Origin of the sequence: Agrobacterium sp. B1(2019), from assembly GCF_008274755.1 — a bacterium.
GTDB lineage: Bacteria > Pseudomonadota > Alphaproteobacteria > Rhizobiales > Rhizobiaceae > Agrobacterium > Agrobacterium salinitolerans.
In genome coordinates, this window is the sequence record NZ_VTPB01000003.1 from 751,629 (window position 1) to 775,560 (window position 23,932).

At 60.9% G+C, this 23,932-nt stretch carries 20 protein-coding genes and 1 pseudogene; 10 read left to right on the top strand and 11 right to left on the bottom strand.

The genetic code is table 11. The annotated features are described in order from the left end of the window. Positions 1 to 245 precede the first annotated feature (245 nt). Genes AGR1_RS23765 through AGR1_RS23775 form a run of 3 tightly spaced genes read left to right on the top strand, consistent with a single transcriptional unit; the run spans position 246 to position 3,635 of the window. Positions 246 to 716, top strand: coding sequence for a (2Fe-2S)-binding protein (locus AGR1_RS23765; RefSeq protein WP_149148447.1), 471 nt, complete (start codon positions 246 to 248; stop codon positions 714 to 716). Further along, positions 716 to 1,408: an Isoquinoline 1-oxidoreductase subunit gene (locus AGR1_RS23770; protein WP_149148538.1), complete on the top strand. Its 693-nt coding sequence runs from the start codon at positions 716 to 718 to the stop codon at positions 1,406 to 1,408. Before AGR1_RS23765 ends, AGR1_RS23770 begins: the two co-directional genes overlap by 1 nt. Positions 1,409 to 1,436: 28 nt before the next feature. Beyond that, positions 1,437 to 3,635 (top strand): molybdopterin cofactor-binding domain-containing protein, encoded by a 2,199-nt coding sequence (locus AGR1_RS23775; RefSeq protein ID WP_149148448.1) that lies wholly within the window; start codon positions 1,437 to 1,439, stop codon positions 3,633 to 3,635. Here the strand turns inward: AGR1_RS23775 and AGR1_RS23780 are convergent. Further along, positions 3,632 to 4,699, bottom strand: coding sequence for an AraC family transcriptional regulator (locus tag AGR1_RS23780; protein WP_149148449.1), 1,068 nt, complete (start codon positions 4,697 to 4,699; stop codon positions 3,632 to 3,634). The two genes, AGR1_RS23775 and AGR1_RS23780, sit on opposite strands and share 4 nt — an antisense overlap. Before the next feature lie 445 nt (positions 4,700 to 5,144). On the opposite strand from AGR1_RS23780, the gene AGR1_RS23790 reads away from it, so the two are divergent. After that, positions 5,145 to 5,831, top strand: a complete 687-nt coding sequence (locus AGR1_RS23790) for an SDR family NAD(P)-dependent oxidoreductase (RefSeq protein WP_246669712.1) — start codon at positions 5,145 to 5,147, stop codon at positions 5,829 to 5,831. A 782-nt stretch (positions 5,832 to 6,613) separates the two neighbouring features. Here the strand turns inward: AGR1_RS23790 and AGR1_RS23800 are convergent. Continuing rightward, positions 6,614 to 7,444, bottom strand: a complete 831-nt coding sequence (locus AGR1_RS23800) for a helix-turn-helix transcriptional regulator (protein ID WP_149148451.1) — start codon at positions 7,442 to 7,444, stop codon at positions 6,614 to 6,616. Between the two features lie 78 nt (positions 7,445 to 7,522). Between AGR1_RS23800 and AGR1_RS23805 the strand changes: the two genes are divergently transcribed. Continuing rightward, complete coding sequence (locus AGR1_RS23805; RefSeq protein ID WP_149148452.1) at positions 7,523 to 8,437, top strand: SDR family oxidoreductase; 915 nt, start codon at positions 7,523 to 7,525, stop codon at positions 8,435 to 8,437. On the opposite strand, the gene AGR1_RS23810 is transcribed toward AGR1_RS23805, so the two are convergent. Beyond that, positions 8,404 to 9,360 (bottom strand): zinc-binding alcohol dehydrogenase family protein, encoded by a 957-nt coding sequence (locus AGR1_RS23810; RefSeq protein WP_149148453.1) that lies wholly within the window; start codon positions 9,358 to 9,360, stop codon positions 8,404 to 8,406. The two genes, AGR1_RS23805 and AGR1_RS23810, sit on opposite strands and share 34 nt — an antisense overlap. A gap of 59 nt (positions 9,361 to 9,419) precedes the next feature. Here AGR1_RS23810 and AGR1_RS23815 point away from each other — a divergent pair, with 59 nt between their 5' ends. Further along, complete coding sequence (locus tag AGR1_RS23815) at positions 9,420 to 10,433, top strand: AraC family transcriptional regulator (RefSeq protein ID WP_348640595.1); 1,014 nt, start codon at positions 9,420 to 9,422, stop codon at positions 10,431 to 10,433. An 81-nt stretch (positions 10,434 to 10,514) separates the two neighbouring features. Here the strand turns inward: AGR1_RS23815 and AGR1_RS23820 are convergent, their stop codons facing one another. The 5 genes and pseudogenes from AGR1_RS23820 to AGR1_RS23840 form a co-directional block, all read right to left on the bottom strand. Continuing rightward, positions 10,515 to 11,429, bottom strand: coding sequence for an SDR family oxidoreductase (locus AGR1_RS23820; protein WP_149148454.1), 915 nt, complete (start codon positions 11,427 to 11,429; stop codon positions 10,515 to 10,517). 197 nt (positions 11,430 to 11,626) lie between these two features. Continuing rightward, positions 11,627 to 12,574, bottom strand: a complete 948-nt coding sequence (locus tag AGR1_RS23825; protein WP_149148455.1) for an SDR family oxidoreductase — start codon at positions 12,572 to 12,574, stop codon at positions 11,627 to 11,629. 258 nt (positions 12,575 to 12,832) lie between these two features. Beyond that, complete coding sequence (locus AGR1_RS23830) at positions 12,833 to 13,717, bottom strand: DUF2306 domain-containing protein (protein WP_149148456.1); 885 nt, start codon at positions 13,715 to 13,717, stop codon at positions 12,833 to 12,835. Next, positions 13,714 to 14,184 carry a DUF2147 domain-containing protein gene (locus tag AGR1_RS23835; protein WP_149148457.1) on the bottom strand — a complete coding sequence of 157 codons (471 nt, stop codon included), beginning with the start codon at positions 14,182 to 14,184 and terminating at the stop codon, positions 13,714 to 13,716. Before AGR1_RS23835 ends, AGR1_RS23830 begins: the two co-directional genes overlap by 4 nt. A 362-nt stretch (positions 14,185 to 14,546) precedes the next feature. Next, positions 14,547 to 14,855, bottom strand: a pseudogene (locus AGR1_RS23840) (AraC family transcriptional regulator); the annotation flags it as partial. 506 nt (positions 14,856 to 15,361) lie between these two features. On the opposite strand from AGR1_RS23840, the gene AGR1_RS23845 reads away from it, so the two are divergent. Both AGR1_RS23845 and AGR1_RS29675 read left to right on the top strand, forming a co-directional pair. Beyond that, positions 15,362 to 16,222, top strand: coding sequence for a MipA/OmpV family protein (locus AGR1_RS23845; protein WP_149148458.1), 861 nt, complete (start codon positions 15,362 to 15,364; stop codon positions 16,220 to 16,222). A gap of 744 nt (positions 16,223 to 16,966) precedes the next feature. Beyond that, positions 16,967 to 17,386, top strand: a complete 420-nt coding sequence (locus AGR1_RS29675) for a hypothetical protein (protein ID WP_187772267.1) — start codon at positions 16,967 to 16,969, stop codon at positions 17,384 to 17,386. A gap of 383 nt (positions 17,387 to 17,769) precedes the next feature. Here AGR1_RS29675 and AGR1_RS23855 read toward each other — a convergent pair whose 3' ends face one another. The 3 genes from AGR1_RS23855 to AGR1_RS23870 form a co-directional block, all read right to left on the bottom strand. Further along, positions 17,770 to 18,438: a phospholipid methyltransferase gene (locus AGR1_RS23855; protein ID WP_149148460.1), complete on the bottom strand. Its 669-nt coding sequence runs from the start codon at positions 18,436 to 18,438 to the stop codon at positions 17,770 to 17,772. Beyond that, positions 18,435 to 19,073, bottom strand: a complete 639-nt coding sequence (locus AGR1_RS23860) for a VTT domain-containing protein (RefSeq protein ID WP_149148461.1) — start codon at positions 19,071 to 19,073, stop codon at positions 18,435 to 18,437. The genes AGR1_RS23855 and AGR1_RS23860 overlap by 4 nt, the downstream gene beginning before the upstream one ends. Positions 19,074 to 19,616: 543 nt before the next feature. Next, the gene (locus AGR1_RS23870) at positions 19,617 to 20,468 is read right to left on the bottom strand and encodes an SDR family oxidoreductase (protein WP_149148463.1); all 852 of its coding nucleotides are present in this window, start codon (positions 20,466 to 20,468) and stop codon (positions 19,617 to 19,619) included. 386 nt (positions 20,469 to 20,854) lie between these two features. Between AGR1_RS23870 and AGR1_RS23875 the strand changes: the two genes are divergently transcribed. Beyond that, the gene (locus AGR1_RS23875; RefSeq protein ID WP_187772268.1) at positions 20,855 to 21,778 is read left to right on the top strand and encodes an AraC family transcriptional regulator; all 924 of its coding nucleotides are present in this window, start codon (positions 20,855 to 20,857) and stop codon (positions 21,776 to 21,778) included. Positions 21,779 to 22,686: 908 nt separating this feature from the next. Further along, a complete protein-coding gene (locus tag AGR1_RS23880) occupies positions 22,687 to 23,931 on the top strand; it encodes an efflux RND transporter periplasmic adaptor subunit (RefSeq protein WP_149148464.1) in 1,245 nt (414 codons plus the stop codon). Position 23,932 lies beyond the last annotated feature (1 nt).

Sequence of the window (23,932 nt, forward strand, 5' to 3'; positions counted from 1 at the left end):
GGCGCATTGTTCATACGGCCGACATTGCTTGATGAAGGCCCCTCTCAATCCGTATCAACGAAGAGCGCGATAATTCCTGGCTCTTCTTCTGGACCGGCCCATATGCCCAGCCAATTTCAGCCCGGCGAAGCCGTCAATCACGCATTTGTAGGAATGGGCAATTTATTTAAAGGATCGCGCGTGTTCGTCTGAGCCGGAAAAGAATAGCCTCTCAGGTGAAATAGCTGAAATCCTGAGAGTTGTTCATGTCGTACGCGATCTTCGTCAATGGCCAGATTCACCACGTCGAAGATGACGGCCAGACGCCGCTTCTATGGGTGCTTCGCGACACGCTGAAGCTCACCGGTACCAAATACGGGTGCGGTGTGGCCCAATGTGGCGCATGCACCGTCCATGTGGACGGTCAGCCCATGCGATCCTGCACGTTGCCGCTGGAAATCGCCGCGTCATCTCAGATTACCACGATCGAGGCGGTCGAAGGCGCCGAGGCCGATGCGGTCCGAGCCGCCTGGTTGGCGCGCGACGTTCCGCAATGCGGTTTCTGCCAGTCGGGGCAGATCATGAGCGCGGTGGCCTTGCTGCGCGCTGTCGGCTCGCCGACGGATGGGGATATCGACACCGCCATGAGCGGCAATATCTGTCGTTGCGCCACCTACAACCGTATCCGGGCCGCGATCCATGATGCCGCCGGGACGCTTAGGAGGCAGGCAACGTGATCATATCGCGAGAATCTTCGCCCAAGCCGCGCCGACGGCGCTTTCACATCGGCTGTCTCCCGATAGTGCTTGTGGTCGTTGCGGCAATCGTCCTGGCGATCGTTTATGTACTCTATCCAAGGACGATGCCGCAGACGCAGCCCATTCCCGCAGCCCAGTTACTCGAACAGATCGAGCGTTTGCGGCCCGTGTCTGATTTCGATGGCATTCCCGACCTGCAAGAGAGATCGGTTGCGCTGTTCAGAGAAGCCGGCCGCGTGCTGGAGAGCCCGCGCTGTATGAATTGCCATCCGCGCACCGATCGGCCGACCCAGACCGATGCCATGCGACCGCACACGCCGTGGGTCTCTCGTGGCCCCGATGGGGCCGGTGAAGCGACCCTGCGGTGTTCGACATGCCACCGTGACGAGAACTACGCTGCATCTGGCGTGCCGGGCAACCCCAAGTGGAAGCTCGCGCCGATTGAAATGGCGTGGCAGGGCAAGACGCTCGGCGAGATCTGCCGGCAGATTCTGGATCCCGCGCGTTCTCATATGAATCGCGAGGAATTGTTCCGGCATATGGTCGAGGACGAACTTGTCGGCTGGGCATGGACCCCCGGTGGCCAGCGCACACCCGCACCCGGCACCCAGGCGGAATTCGGGGCAATCATCAAGGCTTGGCTCGACACGGGCGGAGAGTGTCCGAGATGAGTTGGTCGTTTTTGAAGAGGAAAAGCTCATGACCGAATCAAAGGTCGAGAAACGACGCTTCGCTATGACGCGACGCCGATTGATCCTGGGTGGATCGCTCGTGGGCGGTGCCTTGGTTGTCGGCTATACCGCCACCCATCCCATGCAGGTCGCAGGCGCCATTCTGCAAGGCGGCGGCAGCGACCCGGAACCGAGCGTCTTTGGACCGTTCGTCCGCATTGGTGCCGATGACTGGGTGACGGTGGTCAACAAACACCAGGAAATGGGCCAGGGCATCCATACTGCGTTGGCAGCAATGGTCGCGGAAGAGCTCGACGCGGATTGGGATCGCGTACGCGTGGTCGATGCGCGCGGCAACTTCCGCGCCTATGGACCGCAGCTGACGGCCGGATCCAATTCGGTTGCCAGCAACTGGGATACACTGCGCAATGCCGGTGCTGCAGCAAGAGCTATGTTCGTCGCGGCAGCCGCCGCGCGCTGGGGCGTTTCGCCACAGTCGATTGCGATCAGAGACAGCGTCGTATCCCATACCGGCTCGGGCCGGTCTGCGACCTTCGCCGAGTTGCTGACTGATGCTTCGCGCCAGAAGTCGCCACAGGCGCCGGAACTGAAACAACCCGAAGACTACCGGCTGATCGGTACCGATCGGGTACGACGCAAGGATACCGTGCCCAAGATCACTGGAGGGCAGGTCTATACGCAGGACGTCGATTTGCCCGACATGCTCGTCGCCATGGTGGCGCATAGTCCACGCTTCGGCGGCAAGCTTGCCCGGTTCGATGCATCCGATGCACTCAAGATTCCAGCTGTCGTCGATGCCTTTGCGATCGAAACCGGTGTCGCGGTCGTCGCGGAAAACACCTTTGCGGCCAGACGGGGCCGCGACGCGCTAAGGGTCGAATGGGATGACAGCGAGGCCGAGACGCGCTCGACGCCGGAGCTTTTCCGCTATTATCACGAAGTTGCCGCCGGTCGAACCGATATTAAACCGAATGTCCTTGAGACCAAGGGCGATCCGGACACGCAATTCGGGTCCGATGTCCTCGAGTTTACATTCGACTTCCCCTATCTCGCCCACGCGCCGCTGGAACCGATGAACTGTGTCGCTCAGATCGATGGCTGGGACATCAAGATCATGTCGGGCACTCAGTTGGTCACGCTCGATCAGGTGCATGCAGCGCGCATCGGCCTGACGATCCCGGGCAAGGTCGATATAGAGGTACTTCCGGCCGGCGGCTCCTTCGGGCGTCGAGGCACTGCAACCTCGGACTTCGTCGTAGAATGTCTGCGGATTGCGCGACACACCAACGGCCGTCCCGTCAAGCTGGTCTGGACCCGCGAGGACGATATGGCCGGCGGCTTTTACCGACCGATGGTGCATCATCGGGCTTGGATCGAACTTGGTCCCGACGGCTTCCCGACACGTTGGCGCCATCATGTCGTGTCGCAGGAAATGGTACCGATCGGCGGCAATTTCCAGAACTTCGAAGGCATCGCGGGCTCGCCCTATTTTGTCACCGCTTCGGTCGTCGACGGTAAGATCTTCTCGCCCAGCCATCCCGTTCAATGTGGCTTCTGGCGCTCTGTCGGCCTGTCGCATACCGGCATGGCGATAGAGCATATCATCGACCAACTTGCGCGGCAGGCTCGCCGCGACCCGGCGGACTACCGTCGGGCGCTCTATCAGCGGGCAGATGCTGCCCGGCATCTGGCGGTGCTGAACGAACTCTGCCTCAAATCGGGCTGGGGTAGTCCGATCGAAACTGGCTGGGCGCGAGGCATGGCCATTACGGAATGTTTCGGCACAGTCGTCGGCCAGGTCGCGGAAGTCCGGATTCAGGAAGGCCGCCCCGTTGTGCGCAAAGTGACAGCCGTGGTGGATTGCGGCATCCCGATCTCACCGGATCAGATCGCAGCACAGATGGAGGGGAGCATTGGCTTCGGCCTTACGGCCGCGCTTTACGGTGCGGTGACGTTGAAGGACGGTTTCGTTCAGGAAACCAATTTCGACAACTATCCGATCCTGCGCATGAATGAAATGCCGACGGTCGAAACCCACATCATGCGGTCTGCCAACAGGCCGACCGGGATGGGAGAACCTGGCGTGCCGCCGATTGCGCCTGCAGTGGCAAACGCGATGCTGATCCTGACCGGATCCCCGACAACAAGCCTTCCGATCCTGAGCGGCAACGCGCTCGGCAACAGCGTCGTATCCGTGCGATCTTAGCGTTCAGAGGGTGCAGGCCTTTGATCGGACGCAAGTTGCCCGCCCGCTGCCGCCACAGCAATCGTGTGCTGAACGCGACGGCTCCCGTTTCCGGTATCGGGACGCCGCGCACTGGACAGCGAGCTTGCAGCGACGGAATGTGTCTCCGGCTCGACCTTCCGAAAGCGCCCAAATTGACGTGGCGAGCAGCCCATGACGCGTTTGAAGGCCGTGCTGAATGCGCTTTCCGATTCATACCCAAGCGAAGCGGCAATCGTCGCGACGGGATCGCTTGAATTCTCCAGCCTGTCGCAGGCAAGCAGCATCCGCCATCGCGCCACGTACTGCATCGGCGGCTCGCCGACGCGCTCCTTGAACCTGAGAGCAAATGTCGAGCGCGACATGCCGGCGATCTCACCAAGCTCTTGCAGGGTCCATTGATAAGCGGGTTCGGCATGGACCGCCTTGATCGCGGCACCGAGCTGCTTATCCGCAAGAGAGAAGAACCAGCCGACACGGTCGCCGCCATCCGTGTCCAGATGCACGCGTAGTGCCTGCACCAGCATCATATGGGCCAAATGCTGCGCGACAAGGGCGTTGCCAGGCTGCTCTTCGCGCAGTTCCTTCATCATTTGCTCGACAGACCAGCGCAGTGCTGCCTGCTCGGGTTGCTCGTGGATGTGCACGATCGGCGGAAGCAGGCCCAGCAGCATATCAGCGTGATTGCCCTTCACGCCGAAGCGGCTTCCGACAAGAAACAATCCGCCGCCGCCGTTGAGCGTGACGACACCACCCCTTCGCGCGGCTGGGAATATCTCCCCGGCCCTGACCGCGGGCCCATCGATGCTGCTGCCAAGCCGGAAGGGGCGACCAGTCGGCAGCACGAAGCAATCGCCGGCCTCCAGGCGCACCGCATCGCTGACATCCTCGACGGTGAGCCAGCAGCCACCCGACACGACCGCGTAGCATTTGATGAGCTTGTGCTGATCGCCGAACTGGACAGCCCAATCGCCGCCGGCCTCGAAGCCAGAAGACACATAGGCATGAGGTTTAAGCAGCGAAAGGACGTCTGATAAGGGATCCATGGGCTCATATGGGACGATTACCAATATAAAGCGGGTCATATAGCATAGATCGTCCTAAAAGCAACTGCGCAATTAAGTCAGAATATAAATGCTGGCAAAGGCGCGACCGCGCTTCCGCCTTCAAACACCGGAGTAAAACATGATTGTGATACCACCCCACAGGCGATATTGGCCATCAGGTTGTCCAAAACCTTCTCCAGTCGAATGCATCAATCCGAGGGATGGGCGCGATCCATCACACATAGCCGAAGAGGTGCGAGAAACGTCGAGATCGTCAAAGGCTCCCATGGGGACGCTGATGTCGTGAACGAAGCGTTCAGTGGCGCCGACGCGGTATTCTGGCTCAACGCCAACGAGCTTCCGCCAGTGGTGCGAGGACACGCTCAAGCCCGCCGTGCTCGGCGGAGCAGGCATTCCGATCCCCCAACAGCAGGAGCATCAAGCCATGCATTTGACTGGCCACACCATTCTCATAACCGGCGGCACGAGCGGCATCGGCCGGGGGCTCGCTGAGGCTTTTCACAAGCTCGGCAACCGGGTTATCATCGCTGGACGCCGTCAGGTGCTCATCGACGAGATCACCGCTGCGCATCCGGGAATGCGTGGCCTGCAGGTCGATATGCAGGACCGGACGGCGATCGCTCATCTGGCCGAAGAAGTTCAGTCGCATTTTCCCGACCTCGACGTTCTTGTGAACAATGCCGGTATCTCGCGGCTCGAGACCTGGGACGGCGATGTGATCGACATCGAGACGTCACTCTCCATCATCGAGACGAACATCATAGGCGTCCTGCGGTTGACGGCTGCCCTGCTTCCAACACTCGCGAGGCAGCCGTCCGCGACCATCGTCACCACCACTTCAGGCCTCGCCTTCGTACCACGGTTCAACTACCCCACCTATTGCGCAAGTAAGGCGTTCCTCCATTCGTGGCTGCAATCCCTGCGTCACCAACTGCGCCAAAAGCCGATTGAAGTCATCGAGCTTCCGCCGCTGTACGTTCAGACTGACTTGCGGGTCCTCAGTAGGCGAGCGAACCGCCGCTATGCCGCTCGCCGACTACATCAGCGAAGTCATCAAGCTTCTCGGGGAACCTGCACCGGCCAGCGGCGAAATCCTGGTCGAGCGGGTTAAGGCTCTGCGCATGGCGGAGCAGCGCGGTGCGTATTCGGAAATCTACGCAAATCTCAACCCGACATAGGTGCCGGTATCACACGGTCAGAGCGAAACGCCGAGAGCATAGTTCGACTGGGTGCGATCCTCATTTCGAACCAGTTCTTGAGAGACTCACGAAAGGAAACTTCACAATGAACAGCGGACACGTTCAAGAGATCCCCCAAACGCAGCGACGGGCCAATCACGGCCAGCCACGTGGAAATTCATCCTCTGGACAGTCATTGCTTCCGTCGCGGCTGCCTTCGCCGCCTGGTTCAGCGCAGCACTGAACCTCGTGGTCTGGCGATGTTCGCAGGATTCATTGCCTGGTTCAGCCGCCCGACATCTGTGAAGAGAAGCTCGGCGGCGATGCTGTGCCTCTGGCTCGGCATTGCGATTGGCGCCGTGTCACACATTATGACTAGCGCTCTCATTCCCTTGCTCGACCACATCGCTTTGCCCGCAGTTGTGCCTCGTCGCGATTCTCATCGTCGGCCTGCGTACCCACGGTATTCTGAGAAACATGCTCGCATGGTTCCTCGGCATGGTGACGTACTTCGCGGCCAAGCTCGATCTTGCCGTCACCTCGTTCTTGCATTTGGCAATCGCGACTGGGATCGGGGCTTGCCGGCTATGCCTGCCAAGACCTGAACCGGCGCTTCGCCGAATAACTCGACTGCCTTTGGATCGCAAAGCAAACACGGCCTCTGTACCTTGGGCATTTCAGCGCCCGATTCACTCTAGCTGCAAGCAACTCGGCCTCAGCCGCAGAGCTTGCATATCTTTTCCAGATCGGCTTCGCCTGCCGGATTATAAATCATCAACTTGAGGTCCGGTCGGCCGTCGATCGCAAAAGACGAGAACTCGAAGGCAATCTCACCGACAACCGCGTGGCGTATCGTCTTCGCCCCTTCGCCAGTCGTCTGTACGTCATTTTCCGTCCACATTCGCACGAAATCGCTGCTCTTCTCAGATATCTCGGCGACGATCTCTGCGGCATGACTGCCCTCACCAGCACGAGCGGTTTCAGCTCGAAAAGTTGCGACTAGAAACCGGGCCACGGACTCCCAATCGCTCTGCGCGGCACGCGTCGCCGGGTCGAGAAACATCCGCCGCAATATGTTTCGCTCGCCCGGAGGTAGCACTTCGTAGTCAGTGAGAGCGAGCTTTGCTGCGCGGTTCCAGCCGACGATGTCCCAGGTTGAGGTTGCAACGGTTGCCGGGATCAAGGGCATGGCGTCGAGGAATCGTTGCAGTCGCCACGAGATTCCGCCGCGCGCGGAGCCATGGGTCTTCGGTGGACGGCCGATGCTGACAAGGAACAAATGCTCCCGTTCAGCTTCGGTCATCATGAGCGCGTCGGCGAGGCTATCCAGCACGCGCGGTGATGGCGCACCACCTCTCCCCTGTTCGAGCCAAGTGTACCATGTCGTGCTGATATGAGCCCGTTGAGCAACTTCCTCGCGCCGCAGGCCTGGTGTCCGGCGGCGCCCCCCGTAGCCAAGCGCGGCGGGATCGAGCCGCTGCCGACGGTCCCTCAAGAACGATCCGAGGCGATTCCTGTCGTCGATGACATTCAACCTGTCAGCCATTATAACAGTATAAACTCACGTATTTAACAGGTTAGAGTTTGGCCGATATTCTCCTCCTGGACAAGAAGGAGATTGGCCATGAGAGTGTTTGTCACCGGGGCAACGGGATTTGTTGGCGCAGCAATTGTGAAGGAACTTCTCGCGCACGGACACCAAGTTTTGGGACTTGCCCGTTCCGACCGCAGCGCGGATGCACTCGGAAAGATGGGCGCGGAGGTTCTCCGCGGTGATCTTGAAATGCCTGAAACGCTCCGGCACGGCGCCCAGACATCAGATGCGGTCATTCATACGGGCTTCGTACACGACTTCTCGCGTTTCGCCGAAGCGTGCGCGATCGACCGAACGGCGATCGAGATGCTCGGGGCCGCTATCGAAAACACGAAAAAGCCATTCGTCGTCACAGCGGGTGTTGCCTTCTTGGATGCGGCGGGGCCTGTCACGATCGAATCCGATCCAGCTTTTCCGCCGTCGGACGCCTATCCCCGAGCGTCCGAGGCGGCAGCCAAGGCGCTTTCTAATCGCGGCATCCCGGCGAACATCATGCGCCTGCCTCCATCCGTGCATGGCAAAGGCGACCACGGCTTTGTCCCGATGCTGATCGACATCGCCCGACGGACGGGCCTATCCGCCTATATCGGAGATGGACTCAACGCCTGGCCGGCGGTGCATGTGAGTGATGCCGCGCGCGCCTTTCGGCTCGCTGTCGCACGCGGCGCGAGCGCCGAGACATATCACGCCGTGGCCGAACAGGGCATTCCGTTCCGGGAGATCGCTGAAGCGATTGCGAAGGGCCTTGATGTTCCCTGTGTGTCGCTGTCCGTGGAGGGAGCGCAGGACCATTTCGACTGGTTCTTCGGCTTCGCCTCGATTGGCCAACCAGCCTCAAGCGATTGGACGCGAGCCCGCCTCGACTGGAACCCCACAGGTCCCGAACTTGTCACCGACATCATGAACGCAGGCTACTTTGCATCCAGCGTCGGGCAGAGCACGTAGCGAACATCAGATGAGCCTGCCCAAGCTTCGCCTACGGCAGTTAGCGGCAGCGTAGTGACCGGCGCATCGAATCTGGCCTTGTTCGTTTCCGTCAGAAGCTCGCGCGCGCCGGCCAGCAAATCCCGGATGGCGACGCTGCCGATGCCGCTGCCCATCAGTTCGAGCCCCGAACCGCGGAAAGTATCGCCGCGGAGCGAAATCTCGTCGCCGGCGACGGTGCCGAGCTGGACGTAGCGCACTCTCGGTTCGCCCATTCCGGAACCGCGATTCTTCGTCGCGGCCGCGATCACCCGGCTGGCAGGCTCGCCCCAGATAAAGTCGAGCACGACATCGACCCCGCGGTCGAACTCGGCGCGCAACGCCTCGTCGACGGCGGCGTCGAGAGCAATTCGCGCTTCGACTTCCAGCCGATCCAGCCGCTCGCGGCTGCGACCGACCGCGATGATCCTGTTTGCCCCGAAGTGCCGCGCGACCTGCACCGCCATGCCACCTGCAGCGCCGGTCGCGCCGTTGACGAGCACGGTAGAGCCCGGCTGGATCGGCGCCCGGCGCGTCAGGGCAACCCATGATGCCAGGCCGCCGGTCGCGACCGCCGCGGCGCGAACGTCGGAGATATCGTCCGGGATGGCGACGAGCATTTCTTTCGAGACCAGCGCCAGTTCGCCCATCGAGCCGAAGGGTGCCCTGGGGAATAGGAAATAGACCCGCCGGCCCTCCGGATCAGTGCCGACGCCATCCACGCCAGGTACGAAGCCGGCCTGGGAGCCGCTCGTGTAATGCCTGCCCGACGCCAACGCCTTGACGATGGGGCTCAGCGGCGCAGCGTGAACCCGCACGATCGTTTCTCCTTCACCCGCGACGGGGTCTCGGAAATCGCCATAGGCGGGTGCCTGGCCGAAATCCGTAACTACTGCGGCTTTCATCTTTTCTCTCCGTATGGACAATCGAACTGTCGATTTAGAGCGGAGGATATCCGCGATCCGTGGTACGCACTCTAGCTGAAAGTCTCAATTTCCTTCGCGATCGTACCTTTCCTATGGACCCGCTTTCCGAAATCCTCTCGCTGCTGAAGCCGCGCAGCTACATCACCGCCGGGTTCGACGCCGGCGGCGACTGGTCGCTGCGGCTCGACGATCTTGCCGGAAGGATCAAGTGCTACGCCGTGATACGCGGCAGTTGCTGGCTCATGCTCGAGGACGCCGGAGAGCCGGTCCAAATCGTCGCCGGCGACTGCTTCGTCCTGCCGAGCGGGCGTCCGGTGCGGATCTCGAGCGACCCGGCGCTGGCGCCGACGCTCGCAAGCGAAGCCCTTGCGCCGGACCGGGACGGAGAGACCGTCACCTACAATGGCGGCGGCGACGTGCTGCTGGCCGGAAGCCGGTTCGAAGTCAGCGGTAGGCATGCTGACGTGCTGCTCCGAACGCTGCCGCCCGTCATCCACCTCAAGGCTGCCGGGGACCAGGTGGCGCTTCGCTGGTCGATCGAGTTGATGATGCAGGAATTGCGGGAAGCGAGGCCGGGCGCGTCTCTCGTGGCGCAGCACCTTGCGCATATAATGCTGGCGCAGGCGCTCCGCCTCCATCTGTCGCAGCAATCCGGCGCGGAGATCGGCTGGTTCGCGGGCCTGGCCGACCCGCAGATCGGCGCCGCCATCGGGGCGATCCATGCCGATCCGGGACATGGTTGGACGCTCGAAGAACTCGCCGCCCGCGCCGGCATGTCACGAACCGTTTTCGCGCGACGTTTCCGGGAGAAGACGGGAGAGACGCCGGTCGCCTACCTCACGCGCTGGCGGATGATGCTGGCCGCCGAGCGGCTTGTAGCAGGCAGCGAAACGCTGGCACGCATCGCGCGCGCCGTCGGCTACGAATCCGAAAACGCATTCAACACGGCTTTTACGCGTGTCATGGGGCTGTCGCCGCGGCGATATTCCAAAGCCGTCGATGCGCACTCCCTTGTCGAACCTCTACAAAAACGGTCATATCTGATTTCCTAGGCCTGAGCCGGGATTTCGATCGCTATGACGCGGCCTAAGTGAGCAAGGCGTCCGAAACGCGAGAGCACGCTCGGCACCGTTTCATACGAACCTTACGTTCGTCAGTTCCTGAGACGCGTCCCAGAGGCGTGCGGCCACGGAGGTATCGAGCGCCTGCTTAGGAGGTTTCTCCTCGGTCGGATAGCCACGCGTTCCGCCCAGCCTGTCAGGTCCGTAGTAGGCGCCGTCGCGCGCGGCCGGATCGGTCGCGGCATAGAGCGTGGGTAGCGCGCCCTGCCATGCAGGCTGGAAAAGGAACGGCAGAAAGCGGCGCGCCATCCCGGCGGCGCTCCACTGGCCCGCTCCGTTCGGAAGCAGATCAGTGCGCGAGATACCGGGATGGGCTGCCAAGCTCTCGACTCCCCATCCGGCCGCCTTACTGCGCCGGCTCAATTCCAACGCGAACATGACGCAGGCGAGCTTCGACTGGCTGTAAACCAGCATCGGCTTGTAGCCGCGCTTAGCTTGCAGGTCGTCGAAGTTAATCGCTCCACGCCGCGCCGCCACACTGCCGAGGGTGACGACGCGCGCATTTCGCCCTTTCTTAAGCAATGGCAGCAAATGTCCGGTCAGGGCGAAATGGCCGAGATAGTTGGTGCCGAACTGCAATTCGAATCCATCGCTAGTCTGGCGACGCTCCGGCGGCGTCATGACGCCGGCATTGTTGATCAGCAGATCGAGGCCGTCTTGCTCCCGTGCGAGCCGCGCGGCAAACTCGGCGATCGATGCGAGGTTGGCGAGATCCACCTTGCCAAACTGCACCTGTCCGCCAGGGACCGCTTGTCTGATCGCGGCCACTGCTTCAGCGCCCTTGCGCGGATTGCGCCCGGCGATCACAACGCTTGCACCTGCACGGGCCAAGGCCAGCGCGTCCTCGTAGCCCAATCCTCCAGTACCGGTGACGACCGCTGTACAGCCATGTTGTGGTGGAATGTTACTTGTCGTCCACTTGGTCATATTTGAGGTTCACGCCTTCTCGAAAGTTCAGCGGACTTCGAATGAGAAAGGTCCCAACGCGCCCGCTTTGTCCTTCCTCAATAGAAGGGCTGCGGCTTCAAATCGCCATGCCCGAATCGGCAAAAAACATGCCTATTCCTACATTCCCTCGGCTGGCGGGAAATATCCGAAGGCAATCGATGCCGGACCTGGCGCGGCTACGTTGGCACGTTCAAAGCCCGGGGCCGTCCGAGATGTATGTCCACGTTGGTCAGTTCCAGAGAGGTCTCCCAGAGGCGAGCCGCGACGGCTGTGTCCAGCGCCAGGCTGGGAGGTTTCTCGCGGGTCGGATAGCCCCGCGTCCCACCCAGCCTATCGGGTCCATAGTAAGCGCCGCCACGCGCTGCCGGGTCGGCCGCTGCAAAGAGTGTGGGCAAAGCACCTTGCCATGCGGGCTGGTACAGGAACCATAGATAGCGCCGCGCGAATCCAGGTATGCTCGACCAGCCCGGTCCATTCTCAATCAGGTCGGTACGTGAGATGCCTGGATGCGCTGCCATGCTCTGCACGCCCCATCCGGCGGCCTGGCTGCGTCGGTTCAGTTCGAAGGCGAACATGATGCAGGCCAACTTCGACTGGCAGTAAACCTGTATCGGCTTGTAATCGCGCTCGGCTTGCAGGTCGTCGAAGTTAATCGTTCCCCAACGCGCCGCAATGCTGCCCAGGGTCACGACGCGGGGCTTCCGCCCCCTCTTCAGGAGTGGCAGCAGATGCGCGGTGAGAGCGAAATGGCCAAGATAATTGGTGCCCAATTGCAGTTCGAAGCCGTCGCTGGTCTCGCGACGCTCCGGCGTTCTCATGACACCTGCGTTGTTGATCAAGAGCTCGAGACCGTCTTGTTCCTGTGCAAGCTGTGCGGCAAATTCAGCAATCGAAGCGAGATTCGCAAGGTCCACATTGCCGAACCGCACCTGTGCACCCGAAACGGCTTTTCTGATCGCCGCGACGGCTTCAGCACCCTTCCGGGGATTGCGCCCGGCTATCACAACATTCGCGTGGGCACGCGCCAGGCCCAATGCAGTCTCGAAACCCAGCCCACCGGTGCCGGTGACGACCGCTGAGCGACCGCGCTGTGATGGAATGTCCCGGAATGTCCACTTTGACATCAATCATCCTACTTTCTGTACCGCTCGGCGGAGCCTTCGAGTAATGATGGCATCCAAGCCCGCCTCTCTTCTTCATCGCCAGCATGCCCGCGGCGCGGCAAACCTCCATGCCGGAAATCGCAAAAGTCATGTCTGATCCTACATTCGTGCGGCTTACGACGAGCTATTGGAGGGCAAGCAATAGCCCGGGTTCTGATGGTGCTCAGGTTCGCGCGCGGTCCGGCTCGTCTGCCACGCCAGTTTTGGTTGGTAGACAGCCTACAGCGATGCTTCGGTGATGCCGCTGATTATCCTCGGTCCCCAACTGCGGACGGTGAAGCTCCAGGTCGCGAAGACAATGAAGGCGCTTGCAGCCAGGAGCACCGCTGCTGTTCCAAAGCTGGCAACCACGCCGCGATCCCGACGGCGTGCCCGGATAAAGAGTTCGGCGACAATGAGATTGGGGACATAGAAAAAGAACGTCATGATCGCGTCGAACCAGCCGGTAAAGCTGGGACCGGTTCCGACACCGCCGCTCAATAGGAACCAGGCGCCATATTCCATCCTGTACAGCCAGGAGCCCACCGTCAGCGCGAACAGCCTGATCGCCCAGGCACGGTGCTGAGCGTAACTGCCAGCTCGGGCGCGGGTGTAGGCCAGGGCGGCGCAGAAAACCATCAACGCGCCGTAGATGCTAAAGCCCGTATCCATTAGCGGGCCGCCGATCGTGCCTCTTCCCAATATGAAGCCAAGCCCACCCAGCCCGGCCAAGCCGGCCGAAACGACGTAGGATCGGCCTAGCCAGCGATGAAGGGCGGGAAAATTGCGGCGCACGCTTCCGATCAATTGAACAGGTCCGAGCAGCAGGAGCACGCCTCCAGCCATGAAATGTGAGCCGATGGCTACCGTGGAAAGCAATGCGCCGCCATCGTACAAATCGGGAAGGGACTCGTTCCATCGCTCACCGGCTCCGCCCAGGGCCATGCCGCCGAAGAAAGCGATGACGTAGGTGGCGAAGATGGCGCCGCTGATCCAGCTCGCGGCGACGAGAAGTCGAGTGCTCCAGCGCAGTGCAGCACCATGAGAGCCTCCGGTCGGGTGGGCGAGTTCCCGACCAGCGGTCGAGGAACTGCCCGTTATGGTGATTGTGTTAAATGGCTTCATTGCGCGCGGCGAAGCACCATGGTCCGACCGAGTATGGTGGTGCCCATATAGGCGCGAAGTTCCAGTTTTCCGCTCACAAGCGTTGCTCTGGCGGAATGGGTCTGGCCAGTCGCTCCGCTGTAGAAATTTCCGCCTTCCCAGCGACCGTCAGCGGCATCCCACTTAAGGTTGGTCACGAGAACAGCTCGCTCTAGTGAGCGGCTCCGGAGGGTCGGATCCGGATTGAGGGTGTCCTTCTTGAAGGTCTTCCCGTCGGCCTCCATCAGAAGCTTTCCGTAGAGGACGCGGGCCGCATAGGTTTCTCCGGCGTTAAACATCTCGAGTTTGATGTTGCCGTCTTCGGACTCCCATACGCCGACAATCTGATCCGGCGAAGAAGCCTGTGCAAAAGCCTCTCCGACCGGGAGACCTGTCATTCCTGCCGTGAGCACTGCGGCCAGCAAGGGCCCCGTAACTGACTTCACCATTGCACGTTTCCTTTTTGTCGATTCAGGCCGGACGGTCCACATGCGAGGTCGTGCCGCCTGAAGCTTCTATGAATGCAATGATCCTGCGGCTCTCCTCAAAAGGAGCGCGGACTTGGAACCGGCCGGACAGCTGCCTGGACATTGCACCGTGAAGTTACAGGTCGACGGCACGGCGCCGAATGCCCAGAAGCTCAAATTTTCTGCCTGATCCTGCAGTTGAACAAGAAGAGAGTGGATCGCCCAGTTCGCGCGCCAGTTTGTGAAGAGGCAAGGAAATCGGCCTTCGGTCCGTCCGCCAATGCTGGCTCCTCTCACGTTAGCCCGTTCAAAGCGAAACGGACCCCTCTTGACATTTGTTTGGTGAGATCGATGGTGACGCCGATATAGGGCACCTGCGGACTTGCGTCGACAACCCGCCCGCTGGCCGGCATTTCCATGCTGACCACCAGGCATTCCATGGCGCCATAGCGAAGCGTCTCCTCGCCGAAGAGAATTTCCTTCGCCCCCTAAATTACGACGCAGAGCGACGGCCGGTAGATCTGCCGCATCGGCATCCTCTGCTGGCAGGACCGGATGATGTTGACGCTCTCGATCTGTGTCGGAAACAGCCCTTCACCGCCGCCCTGGCTTTCGATGTAAGCGGTGACCCCGCCAAGCAGCGATGACGACACGCGGACCTCCGATTGGTTTCGAGGCCAGCGCAGCACTCGCCCTTCTACCGGCAGCGTATCGGGGCTTGTAGGAATAGGCAAGTTTATTGAGGTATTCGGCATTCTGGTCATGGAAGACTTCCTCTAGCTTGATGGTGCCGATCAAAGCGAGTGAATGCTTGATGCTTACGATGACAGAAACAACCGAACCCTAGCCGCCTTCCAAGGTGTCGCCGGATAACCCGAACTAGGCAAAGATAGAGTGTTCACCGCGCCCTTGCCGAATGCGCTTTCACCCGGCCGCCGTTCGCGCTCCGCGCCGATGCTCCGGGGCCAAACGCGCAACGCGCGCGACGTTCTCTGCCTGAAAAACCGTCGTGGCGCTGTGTCCGCTGCATTTCCCGACAGCAAAGGCCTCCGCGGGCAACCGCCGTTGGGACCGCGTGGCCGCCTTGAGGCGCGGCCGCATCCAAATTAGGTCTCGCACGGAGAGTGAAACTCTCGACCATATCCAAGGATTTCCGCCAATGGCATTGAGAAAATTCGTCTTCGCCCAATCGCGCGCATTCGTTGCCGCTGCGAGCGTATCGATGATCGCTTCGCTGTCAGTCGAGGTACGTGCTGCCGACTCGTTTGAAGGCGAGGAGTCGGCCTCTTTTGCCGCCGATGATTTCGACCAGGATCGGTTCGGTGGAATGCGCCAGAGATTGTCGGACTGGAATGTTATCGTTGGCGTCGGCGCCCTTTATGCGCCGAAGTTCGAGGGGTCCGACGAATTCGAGGTTTCTCCCGTTCCGATGATCTCGGCGCAAATTGGCGATCGTGTGAGCATCGACACAACCGGATTGACGGTCGACCTGTTGGAGACGAATGGCTTCACGCTGGCCTTGACGGGCGGCTACGAACTGGGCCGGGATGAAGATGATTCTTCCCACCTGAGAGGTCTCGGTGATATCGATGCGGGAGGCCTGATTGGAGCCCGGCTTTCCTACGCACTGGGAGCGATGGAATTTTATGCGTCCGTCGACAGGACCATTGGTGGCAGCGATGGCCTTCTCGGCAAATTCGGAACGACGATCTCGCATCAATATGACCGCTTCATCCTGTCGGCAGGCGCTTCCGCGACGTTCGCCGACGACAATCACATGGAAAGCTATTTCGGCGTGACATCGGCACAGTCGATTCGATCGGGCTTGCGGGAATATGATGCGAGTGCAGGCCTGAAGCGCGTCGATATCGAAGCCTCGGTCACCTACATGGCAACCGAGAACTGGCTGATCCGCGCTCAGGCAGGCGTCGGTTTCTTGACCAGCGACGCACAAAACAGTCCGATCGTTCAGGACGATGTTCAGCCGTCCGCTCTGCTGTCGGTCGGTTATAAATTCTAGCGGGGCGGCAAGGCTCCACCAACGCCGGCGTCTTGCACCTGTCTGGCTGAAATAATGTTGTTGGTCGACGAATGCAAAAGCGCGAACGCGCTGCCCGACGTGCCCACCAAGAGCCTGGCAAGCTTGCTGCTGGCCGCCGCATGACCTCGTGCTCTCGGGAACCCAGGGCCAGCTTCGCGCGGAGAAAGGGTTTTCGACGGTCAAGGAGAATAGGGAACTGATGGTCAGCTTGTTTTCGCGGTGATGCCTAGCATTTCTTCCACTTTGGTCCCAGCCGAGATATTGTTGGCGTGGTTATGCTCGCTCCCCAAGGCGCTCGACCTGTGCGCCCATAGCGGTGGGCGGGAAGTGGAGGTAGTCTTGGGCGTGTTTAGCTTCGCTCGCTGTGAGGGCAGAGCGCAGGCGGGATACGATTGGCGCGCAGGGACGCAGATGGTTGAATTATCAGGTGCTGATTCGAAACGGCGATATTAATCAGTCGGATGCCCTCTGCCTCGATTATGGCAACGCAGTTCTCGAGCGGGAGCCAGGATTTGCCCGGCACTCCCGAAAAAGTTGGTCGAAACGGCTGCCTACAGGGCCTCACGCGGACGTCCTAATGCGAGTAACCAATGCGAGCTATCGCTCCTATGTTCGAGGGACATCGTTCATCAAGAGGAAAAGTCATGCCAGACGGTACGAACTCAGGTGCCGACTAGTCCCTTCCGACGGTCCGCACGAGCGCGCTCGACGTTGCAAAGTATTATGTCAGGTTCATCGAAACCGGCGATCGCGAGGGCATTGCCAATAGCGTCGCCGATGACGTGGTGCAGATCTTCCCCATCTCTTTCGAAGCGACCGACGATCCTCAGGGGAATTTTCTCCGGCAAAAAAGGTCGTCGACTACACTTACGGGCGGTTTCGGAAATTCACCGGGCTTCGCTGGCCCGATCCGGAGTGGATGAATCGGCGGATGGGACGCGTGCATTCCTCGAAGGCCGCGGCGACGCGACCGTTACCCAATCTGGCGATCGGTACAGCAACGTGTATGTCACACGGTTCGACGTCAAGGGCGGCCTGATCGTACGGATCGCCGAATATGCCAACGTCGCGCTGTACGTGTCGCTTGGCATCGAACCTTCGCCGACCGAGATCAAGGCCGTAGAGCGCGTACAACAGGCTTGATCTGCCGCGTTGTGACATAGGAATAGGAGCGTCGCGATCAGCGATGAAGCGGCCGGGTCAAGACACGGATCGCCCGCGGGCGATCCGATCGGGCGGTCCTGCCGCGCGGCCAGGAATTGACGACCAGGTTGTTGAGCGGCCCTGGGCATTCCCGTCATCGCAAGCGTCAGCAGCGCCGCCAACGGAAGCCGCTCATGGCGTGGTAGGCCGGCGCGGGGCCTTAAGGTGCTCGACCTCGCCGACCTGTCGGAATGACCGTATTCGATCCAGAGGCCCGTTTGCTGATCCATCCCTTGCTGTTCATTGACGCGTTTTCCGCGGGTCCAGTCCCCTGCGGCGGAGCGGCCACACTCAGCGGACGACTGGCTGTGATCTTATGGTTGTCATCGGTCATTAGACCGCCTGTCCCATGGCCAGGGCTGCTGGCCGTCGGGCGACACCGGCAACTGGAGCAAGTGTTGCGCTGGCGCGCGTCGCGGCTTGCGGCGGCGAATGCGATAAACTGCTGCCGGAGGAATGTTTGCGAAGGTATGGCCAATGCAGGTAGCCTTCAGGCCCAAACGATCAAGCAAAGGCCTTGAGATCGGGCATCGCGGGCCATAGGTGAACTGATAAAACGCGCCGTCGGCGCGTAGATGTGCGAATGCTCCATTCAGGATCGACAGGACTTTTTTAGGAGGCATCGAGAGTAGCGGGAGGCCGCTGATGATAGCCCCGGCAGGCGTGCCGTTGAACAGAACAACGTCATGCAGCCTGGCCGCATCCATCCAAAGCGTCTTCGCGCGTGGAAAGTGGAAATTCAGCTTTGCGGCGAAATCCGATCCGAATTCGATGAGCGCCAGATTCTCTTCAGCTATTCCCTTCCTGATCAGGGCGCGTGTAAACGCACCCGTCCCGGGGCCGAGTTCGATGACCGGGCCGATCTCCGGCGAGACCTCCGATACCATCAGAGCCGACAGCGCGCGTCCGGACGGCACGACTGCGGCGACACGGAGGGGCTCGGCGAGCCAGGCACGAAAAAAGTGGAAGGCTTCGGTCGCTTTGCTTGTCATGGGCGGCTCCCCGTTGGGGCTGCTCGCCACCGGCACCGAGCGGCAACTCGCCATGTCAGCGCGAGCAGCGCCTCGGTTACGATGAGGAGGACAAGCATCTTGATCGCCAAGGTCGATGCGGACATTCCAGGAGCTACCAACGCGGCAAAGTAGCCAGCCGCGATGAGCAGGCCATTCCATAGAGTGATGCCCAGCACGGTCCCGCCGGCAAATCGTCGGAAGTCCGCATGAATGAGTCCGGCGACCACAGGCGCGACAAGGCGCACCGTCGGTATGAGTTGGGAGACGAAGATTAGGGTGCGCTCCCGCGCCCGGAATGATGCGACAGTTTTGTGGACGCGTGCTGATGACAGGCCCAGCAACCTTGCACTCCGATACAGCAGCCGGGCGGACCTGTTCTGTCCCAATGCGCGAACGAGCAAGTAGAGAGCAAGCCCTCCGCAAAAGCTTCCAGTCGTCGTAACGATGATGGCGACCGGGACAGACCAGGCGTCGTCGACAGCAGCAATGCCGATTGCGACCAGGACACCGTAGGACGGCAGAGCGGGAATGAAGCGCTCCGCCAGTCCGATCGCGAACAGGCCGAACACTCCGTATGTCGCGATCCAGTCGATGAGGCTTCCGAGCGGGTCCACGCGTCAGACCTCTCTGCTGGCGGCTGGCGCACCCAGACCGATGATAGCTGGCAGCGCCGTCGGTTCGCAGAAGCCTGTCAGCGTCGCGGGCACGTTCCAAAGGCGAGCCGCGACATGTCTCTCCCGTGGTTGACCGTCTCCGGCGCGAGCGAGCGATAGCGCATCTTGGGAGCCGAGTCCGCATCTACAGGTGACGACGATCGTCCGAGCACGTTGGGACGGGGTACTATCGGTGGTCCAATTCTTTGCCATTGTAGGCCCTTTGCTTTGCTGAGCTTCTGGTCCGGCTGCGGCCACCGAAGGCACCGCTTGCTGGGGTACGCCTTCGGTGACCTGAGGGCCGCCATTGCATCGGGGGAAGAATGGCGACCCTTCGGATCGCCGGGAGTGGGGCGGCCTCCGTGATCCGATTGCGGTCCGGCATGGCGGGAGCCAGGTTTAGAGGCAGGTTGGTCGTACTTGGCGGGGAGTTCTGCCTGCGCATCCTCCTGCTGGGGTATCGCCACCGTCGCTCTTACCCGCGAAGGGCCCAACCCATGGTTCTCAACCGAGGCCGCCGTTCGCGAAAACGTTTTGACCGTCGATCCATGCGCCGTCCGGGGAGCAGAGAAGCGCGATGACGTTTGCGATGTCCTCCGGTTGGCCCAGGCGCCGCAGGGGTGTCGCTTCAGGGATGCCTCGGAGTGCTTCCTCGCCGTGCTGGCGCAGCAGCTGGGTATCGACCGCGCCCGGTGACACGGCGTTGACCGAGATATTGCGGCCCGCAAGCTCCTTGGCGAGGACGCTCGAGTAAATTTCCTGCGCCGCTTTGGTGGCTGCGTAGGCACCCGTATATGCGGGCTTCTGGAGAATGATGCTCGAGCTCAGACTGACGATCCTGCCGCCGTCGCGGGTGCGTCGTGCCGCCTCGCGCAGAACATTGAAACTGCCCGTCATATTGGTCGCGATCATTCGATTGAAAGCATCGTCGGTCATCTGGGCAAAGGGACCGACATTCATGATCCCGGCATTGTTGACCACCACGTCCACGCCGCCATAGGCCTTGTCATGGGCATCGAACAACGCCTTGACAGCAGCCGGATCTGCGACGTCCGCCTGGCGCGCCATTGCACGGCCCCCAGCCGCCTTGATGTCGGCGACGACTTGATCGGCCAAGTCGCGATTGGTGAAGTAGTTCACCGTAACGGCATAGCCGTCGCGTGCCAGACGGCGGGCAGTGGCGGCGCCGATGCCGCGCGACGAGCCGGTGACGACCGCAGCCCGGTCGGCGCCAGGAACGGTTCCAAGGTTGGCTGCGGAAGTTTGGGCCGAAGCCGTTCCACTGAGAGCAAGGGCGGCCGGTGCGGCGGCTGCAAGCGCCATGAAGGTTCGGCGGGAATTGTCAGTATCGGACATCGGAAATGTCTCCTTTCGAGAATTGCGAAAGCTCGTGGATACGGCCGTGGCCGCGTTCGGTCGTCACTGCCCTCGAAGCGAAATAGCAATGCGCTGGTTTAGTATGACAAGCAGCCCAAGATCTCTTTCAGCCGCATTCGTTCGCGTGCGCAGTGATAGACACTGCTACGAGCAGAGTTTGCTCTCATTGAACATCTATTGACCGCGCTGCTGTTTCTGTCATGTTGCGTGCACTCCTTGCTTGGCTGGCACCTTCAAGCTAGATGGAGTATCCGATGATCAGAATGCCCGAACCATCAAGAAACTTGCCTATTCCTACAGATGACAATACTCTGTCGCGAGATGGGCGTGTCTTGCCCTGGCCTCACAACCAACCGGAGGCTCGCGTGTCGTCATCGCTTCTTGCGGCGGTCACCGCCTATATCGAAGAACAAGGTGGCGGGCAGGGCCTATTTCCGACGCCGATAGAAGGCTTCAACATCGTCCAGTCTTTCCAGGCGATGATGCCGATGCGGGCGCTTTACCGGCCGTCACTCTGTATCGTGCTCCAGGGCGCGAAGGAGATCCACTTCGGAGAAGACAGGCTGGACTACGGTGCGATGGAATGCCTGGTCGTGAGCGTCGAGCTTCCAGCAACTGGACGCATCGTCGAGGCCTCTCCTGAGGCGCCCTATATCGGCGTCACCGTAGACTTCGATGTGGCGACAATGCGCGAGGTTCTGGAGCAGCTGGACGCCCAGCCAATTCCGGCCTCAGATCCCGGACCCTGTGTTTTTGTGGGCAAGGTCGACGAACCATTGGCAGATTGCCTCCTGCGTTTGATCCGAATGACGAAGACACCGAAGGCAATCCCGATCCTTTATCCATCGGTGATGCGCGAGATCTGCTACTGGTTGCTGAGTGGACCGCATGGGGCTGAACTCTGCAAGCTGGCGTTACCGGAATCGAGTATCGAGCGTGTGGTCAAAGCCATATCCATGCTGCACGTGAACTTCGCGCAGACGCTGCGGATCGACCAATTGGCAGAGATCGCTCGGATGAGTCCGTCGTCGTTCCACCAGCACTTCAAGGCCCTGACCTCGATGTCCCCGCTTCAGTTTCAGAAACAACTGCGCCTTCTCGAGGCCCGACGCCTGATGGTCGCGGAGGCTGCAAACGTGTCGGAGGTAGCCTACCAGGTCGGCTACGAAAGCGCTTCGCAATTCAGCCGAGAATATTCTCGCACATTTGGGGCTGCGCCAAAGCAGGACGTCATGAACCAGCAGCGCCTGTACAGCAAGTACGCCAGCAGGAAGGTGCAAAGTGGCTAGCTTGTAGATCGCGTGGGGCGCTCTTTTGCAGTTTCGCTTGGAATGACCCTCTTGGTATAAGAAAATGCCATCCGGGTTGGATGTGCCTGCGGTATCGCTACCAGGCGTCCGCCACATGAGCTTTGCAGCGCAGCCTGCTAGACTGTAACGCGCGACCGGTAAAAGCCGAGGCTGCGCCATTCATGTGGAGGCGCCATGGATTGCCCACCGATGGCGCAGATGGTTCCTTGTTCCGTCTCGTCCACAGGCGCAACAAGCGGGTGGATTGAACTGGGCGCTTCATCAGCAATAGGCGATGTTCCGGTCCATCGAGCGGCCAGGCCCGCGGGACGGAATCCTGACCGCCCAGTCGGCGAGTGCCAGCGCTTGCCCAGCTCCGACAAAGTGGTGACTTGAATCCTTCCGCCCAACTGCGCTCAGCTCTTCGCTACACTCTTAGCAAGGGAACGCAGGTCGCGCGTCGACACATGACACTCACGGACGATCCCTTGAACTGACTGAACCAGCAATCTCTAGTCAATTGCAGGATTAGGCAGAGAATTTGTGCTTTTTGGCATTCGTCATCGAGCCGCAAGTGGTTAGCGTCACGTCGCAATGAGCGCAGGTAGATTGGAATGGAGATCGCGCTCCTTGCTGGTTTACCTCTGGAGCTATCGGGGGCCTTTGACATCGTGGTTGGCGCGAACCTCTGACCTCGATCGCCCGCTCACATCAAAAAAACGCGGGTACGCCCTTCTCGGTCAGGCCATCGTACCGCACTGCGTGCTGTGAGGTGGCGTGCAACTGCCTTGAAGAAACTATCGCGCAGGCACCGGCACGCCTTTCGATAGCGAACGTACAATAGATCCGGGAGGTAGCACCATGCTCGTCGAACTCGTTTGCTGGTCGCAGTGGACCACGGAGCCTTCATGTCTGAATTGCAGTCAACACAGAATGGCCTGATGACCGGTATGATTGCGCACATAGGCGCTTGTGTCGCCCTTGCAGGATTGCTGACACTTTCGGCTTGCGACGATCCGCGGAACGCGCAATCTCAGACAGTGACTGTCCCACCACCGCCCTCAGTCACGGTCGTTGCTATTCGCCGCGACGAGGTGCCGATCGTTGCCGAAATGCCAGGGCGAACATCCGCTTTTCAGAGTGCCGAAATCCGGCCGCAGATCGGCGGCTTGATCCAGAAGCGGATGTTCACCGAAGGTCAGGAGATTAAGGCGGGCCACCAGCTCTATCAGATTGATCCTGCCCCCTATCAAGCGAGTCTCAACAGCGCAGAGGCTGCTCTGGCTCGTGCCGAAGCGTCGGTCAGCCTGGCCGAAAGCAATGCCCATCGCGCCAGGATCCTCACCGGCACCAGGGTTATGAGCCAGCGGGATCTGGAAACCGCGGAAGCGACGCTGCGCCAGGCGAATGCGGATGTGCTCTCGGCCGAGGCCTCGGTCGAGGCCGCGAGGATCAACTTGGCCTATACACGCGTCCTATCACCCATCGACGGTCGTACCGGCCGCTCCTCGGTGACCGCCGGGGCGCTCGTCACCGCCAACCAGACCGCAGCACTGCTCACCATCACTCGGCTGGATCCGATCTATGTCGATCTGACGCAGCCGAGCGCGCGCCTGCTGCAACAGCAGCGGGCGATCGCGAGCGGTGCGTTACGGCGCGACACAGCCGACCAGGCGCCGGCCCGGCTGATTCTAGAGGACGGCTCCGAATATCCTCGTCCCGGCCAACTGCAGTTCTCCGAGGTCATCGTCGATCGGGGCACCGGCTCGATCACGTTGCGCGCCATCTTCCCCAACCCCGAGGGGACGCTGATGCCCGGCATGTTCGTCCGCGCCCGGGTCGAGGAAGGGGTTGCCGACCGGGCTCTATTGGTGCCCCAGCAGGCCGTCACGCGCACCCCGCGCGGAGAGGCTTCGGCCTTTGTCGTGAACGCGCAGGGCGTGGTGGAAGCCCGTATCCTCACGACCGTGCGCGCCATAGGAACCAACTGGCTCGTCACCGACGGTATCCAGCAGGGTGAACGCGTCATCGTGGAAGGCGTCCAGCGGGTGCGTCCGGGCGGCACTGTCAAAGCGACGGAGACGACAATGCAGGCGCTCAACGAGCGAAACGATAACCCAACCCAGGCCGCACGCCCGCGCGCCGGAGGCTGAG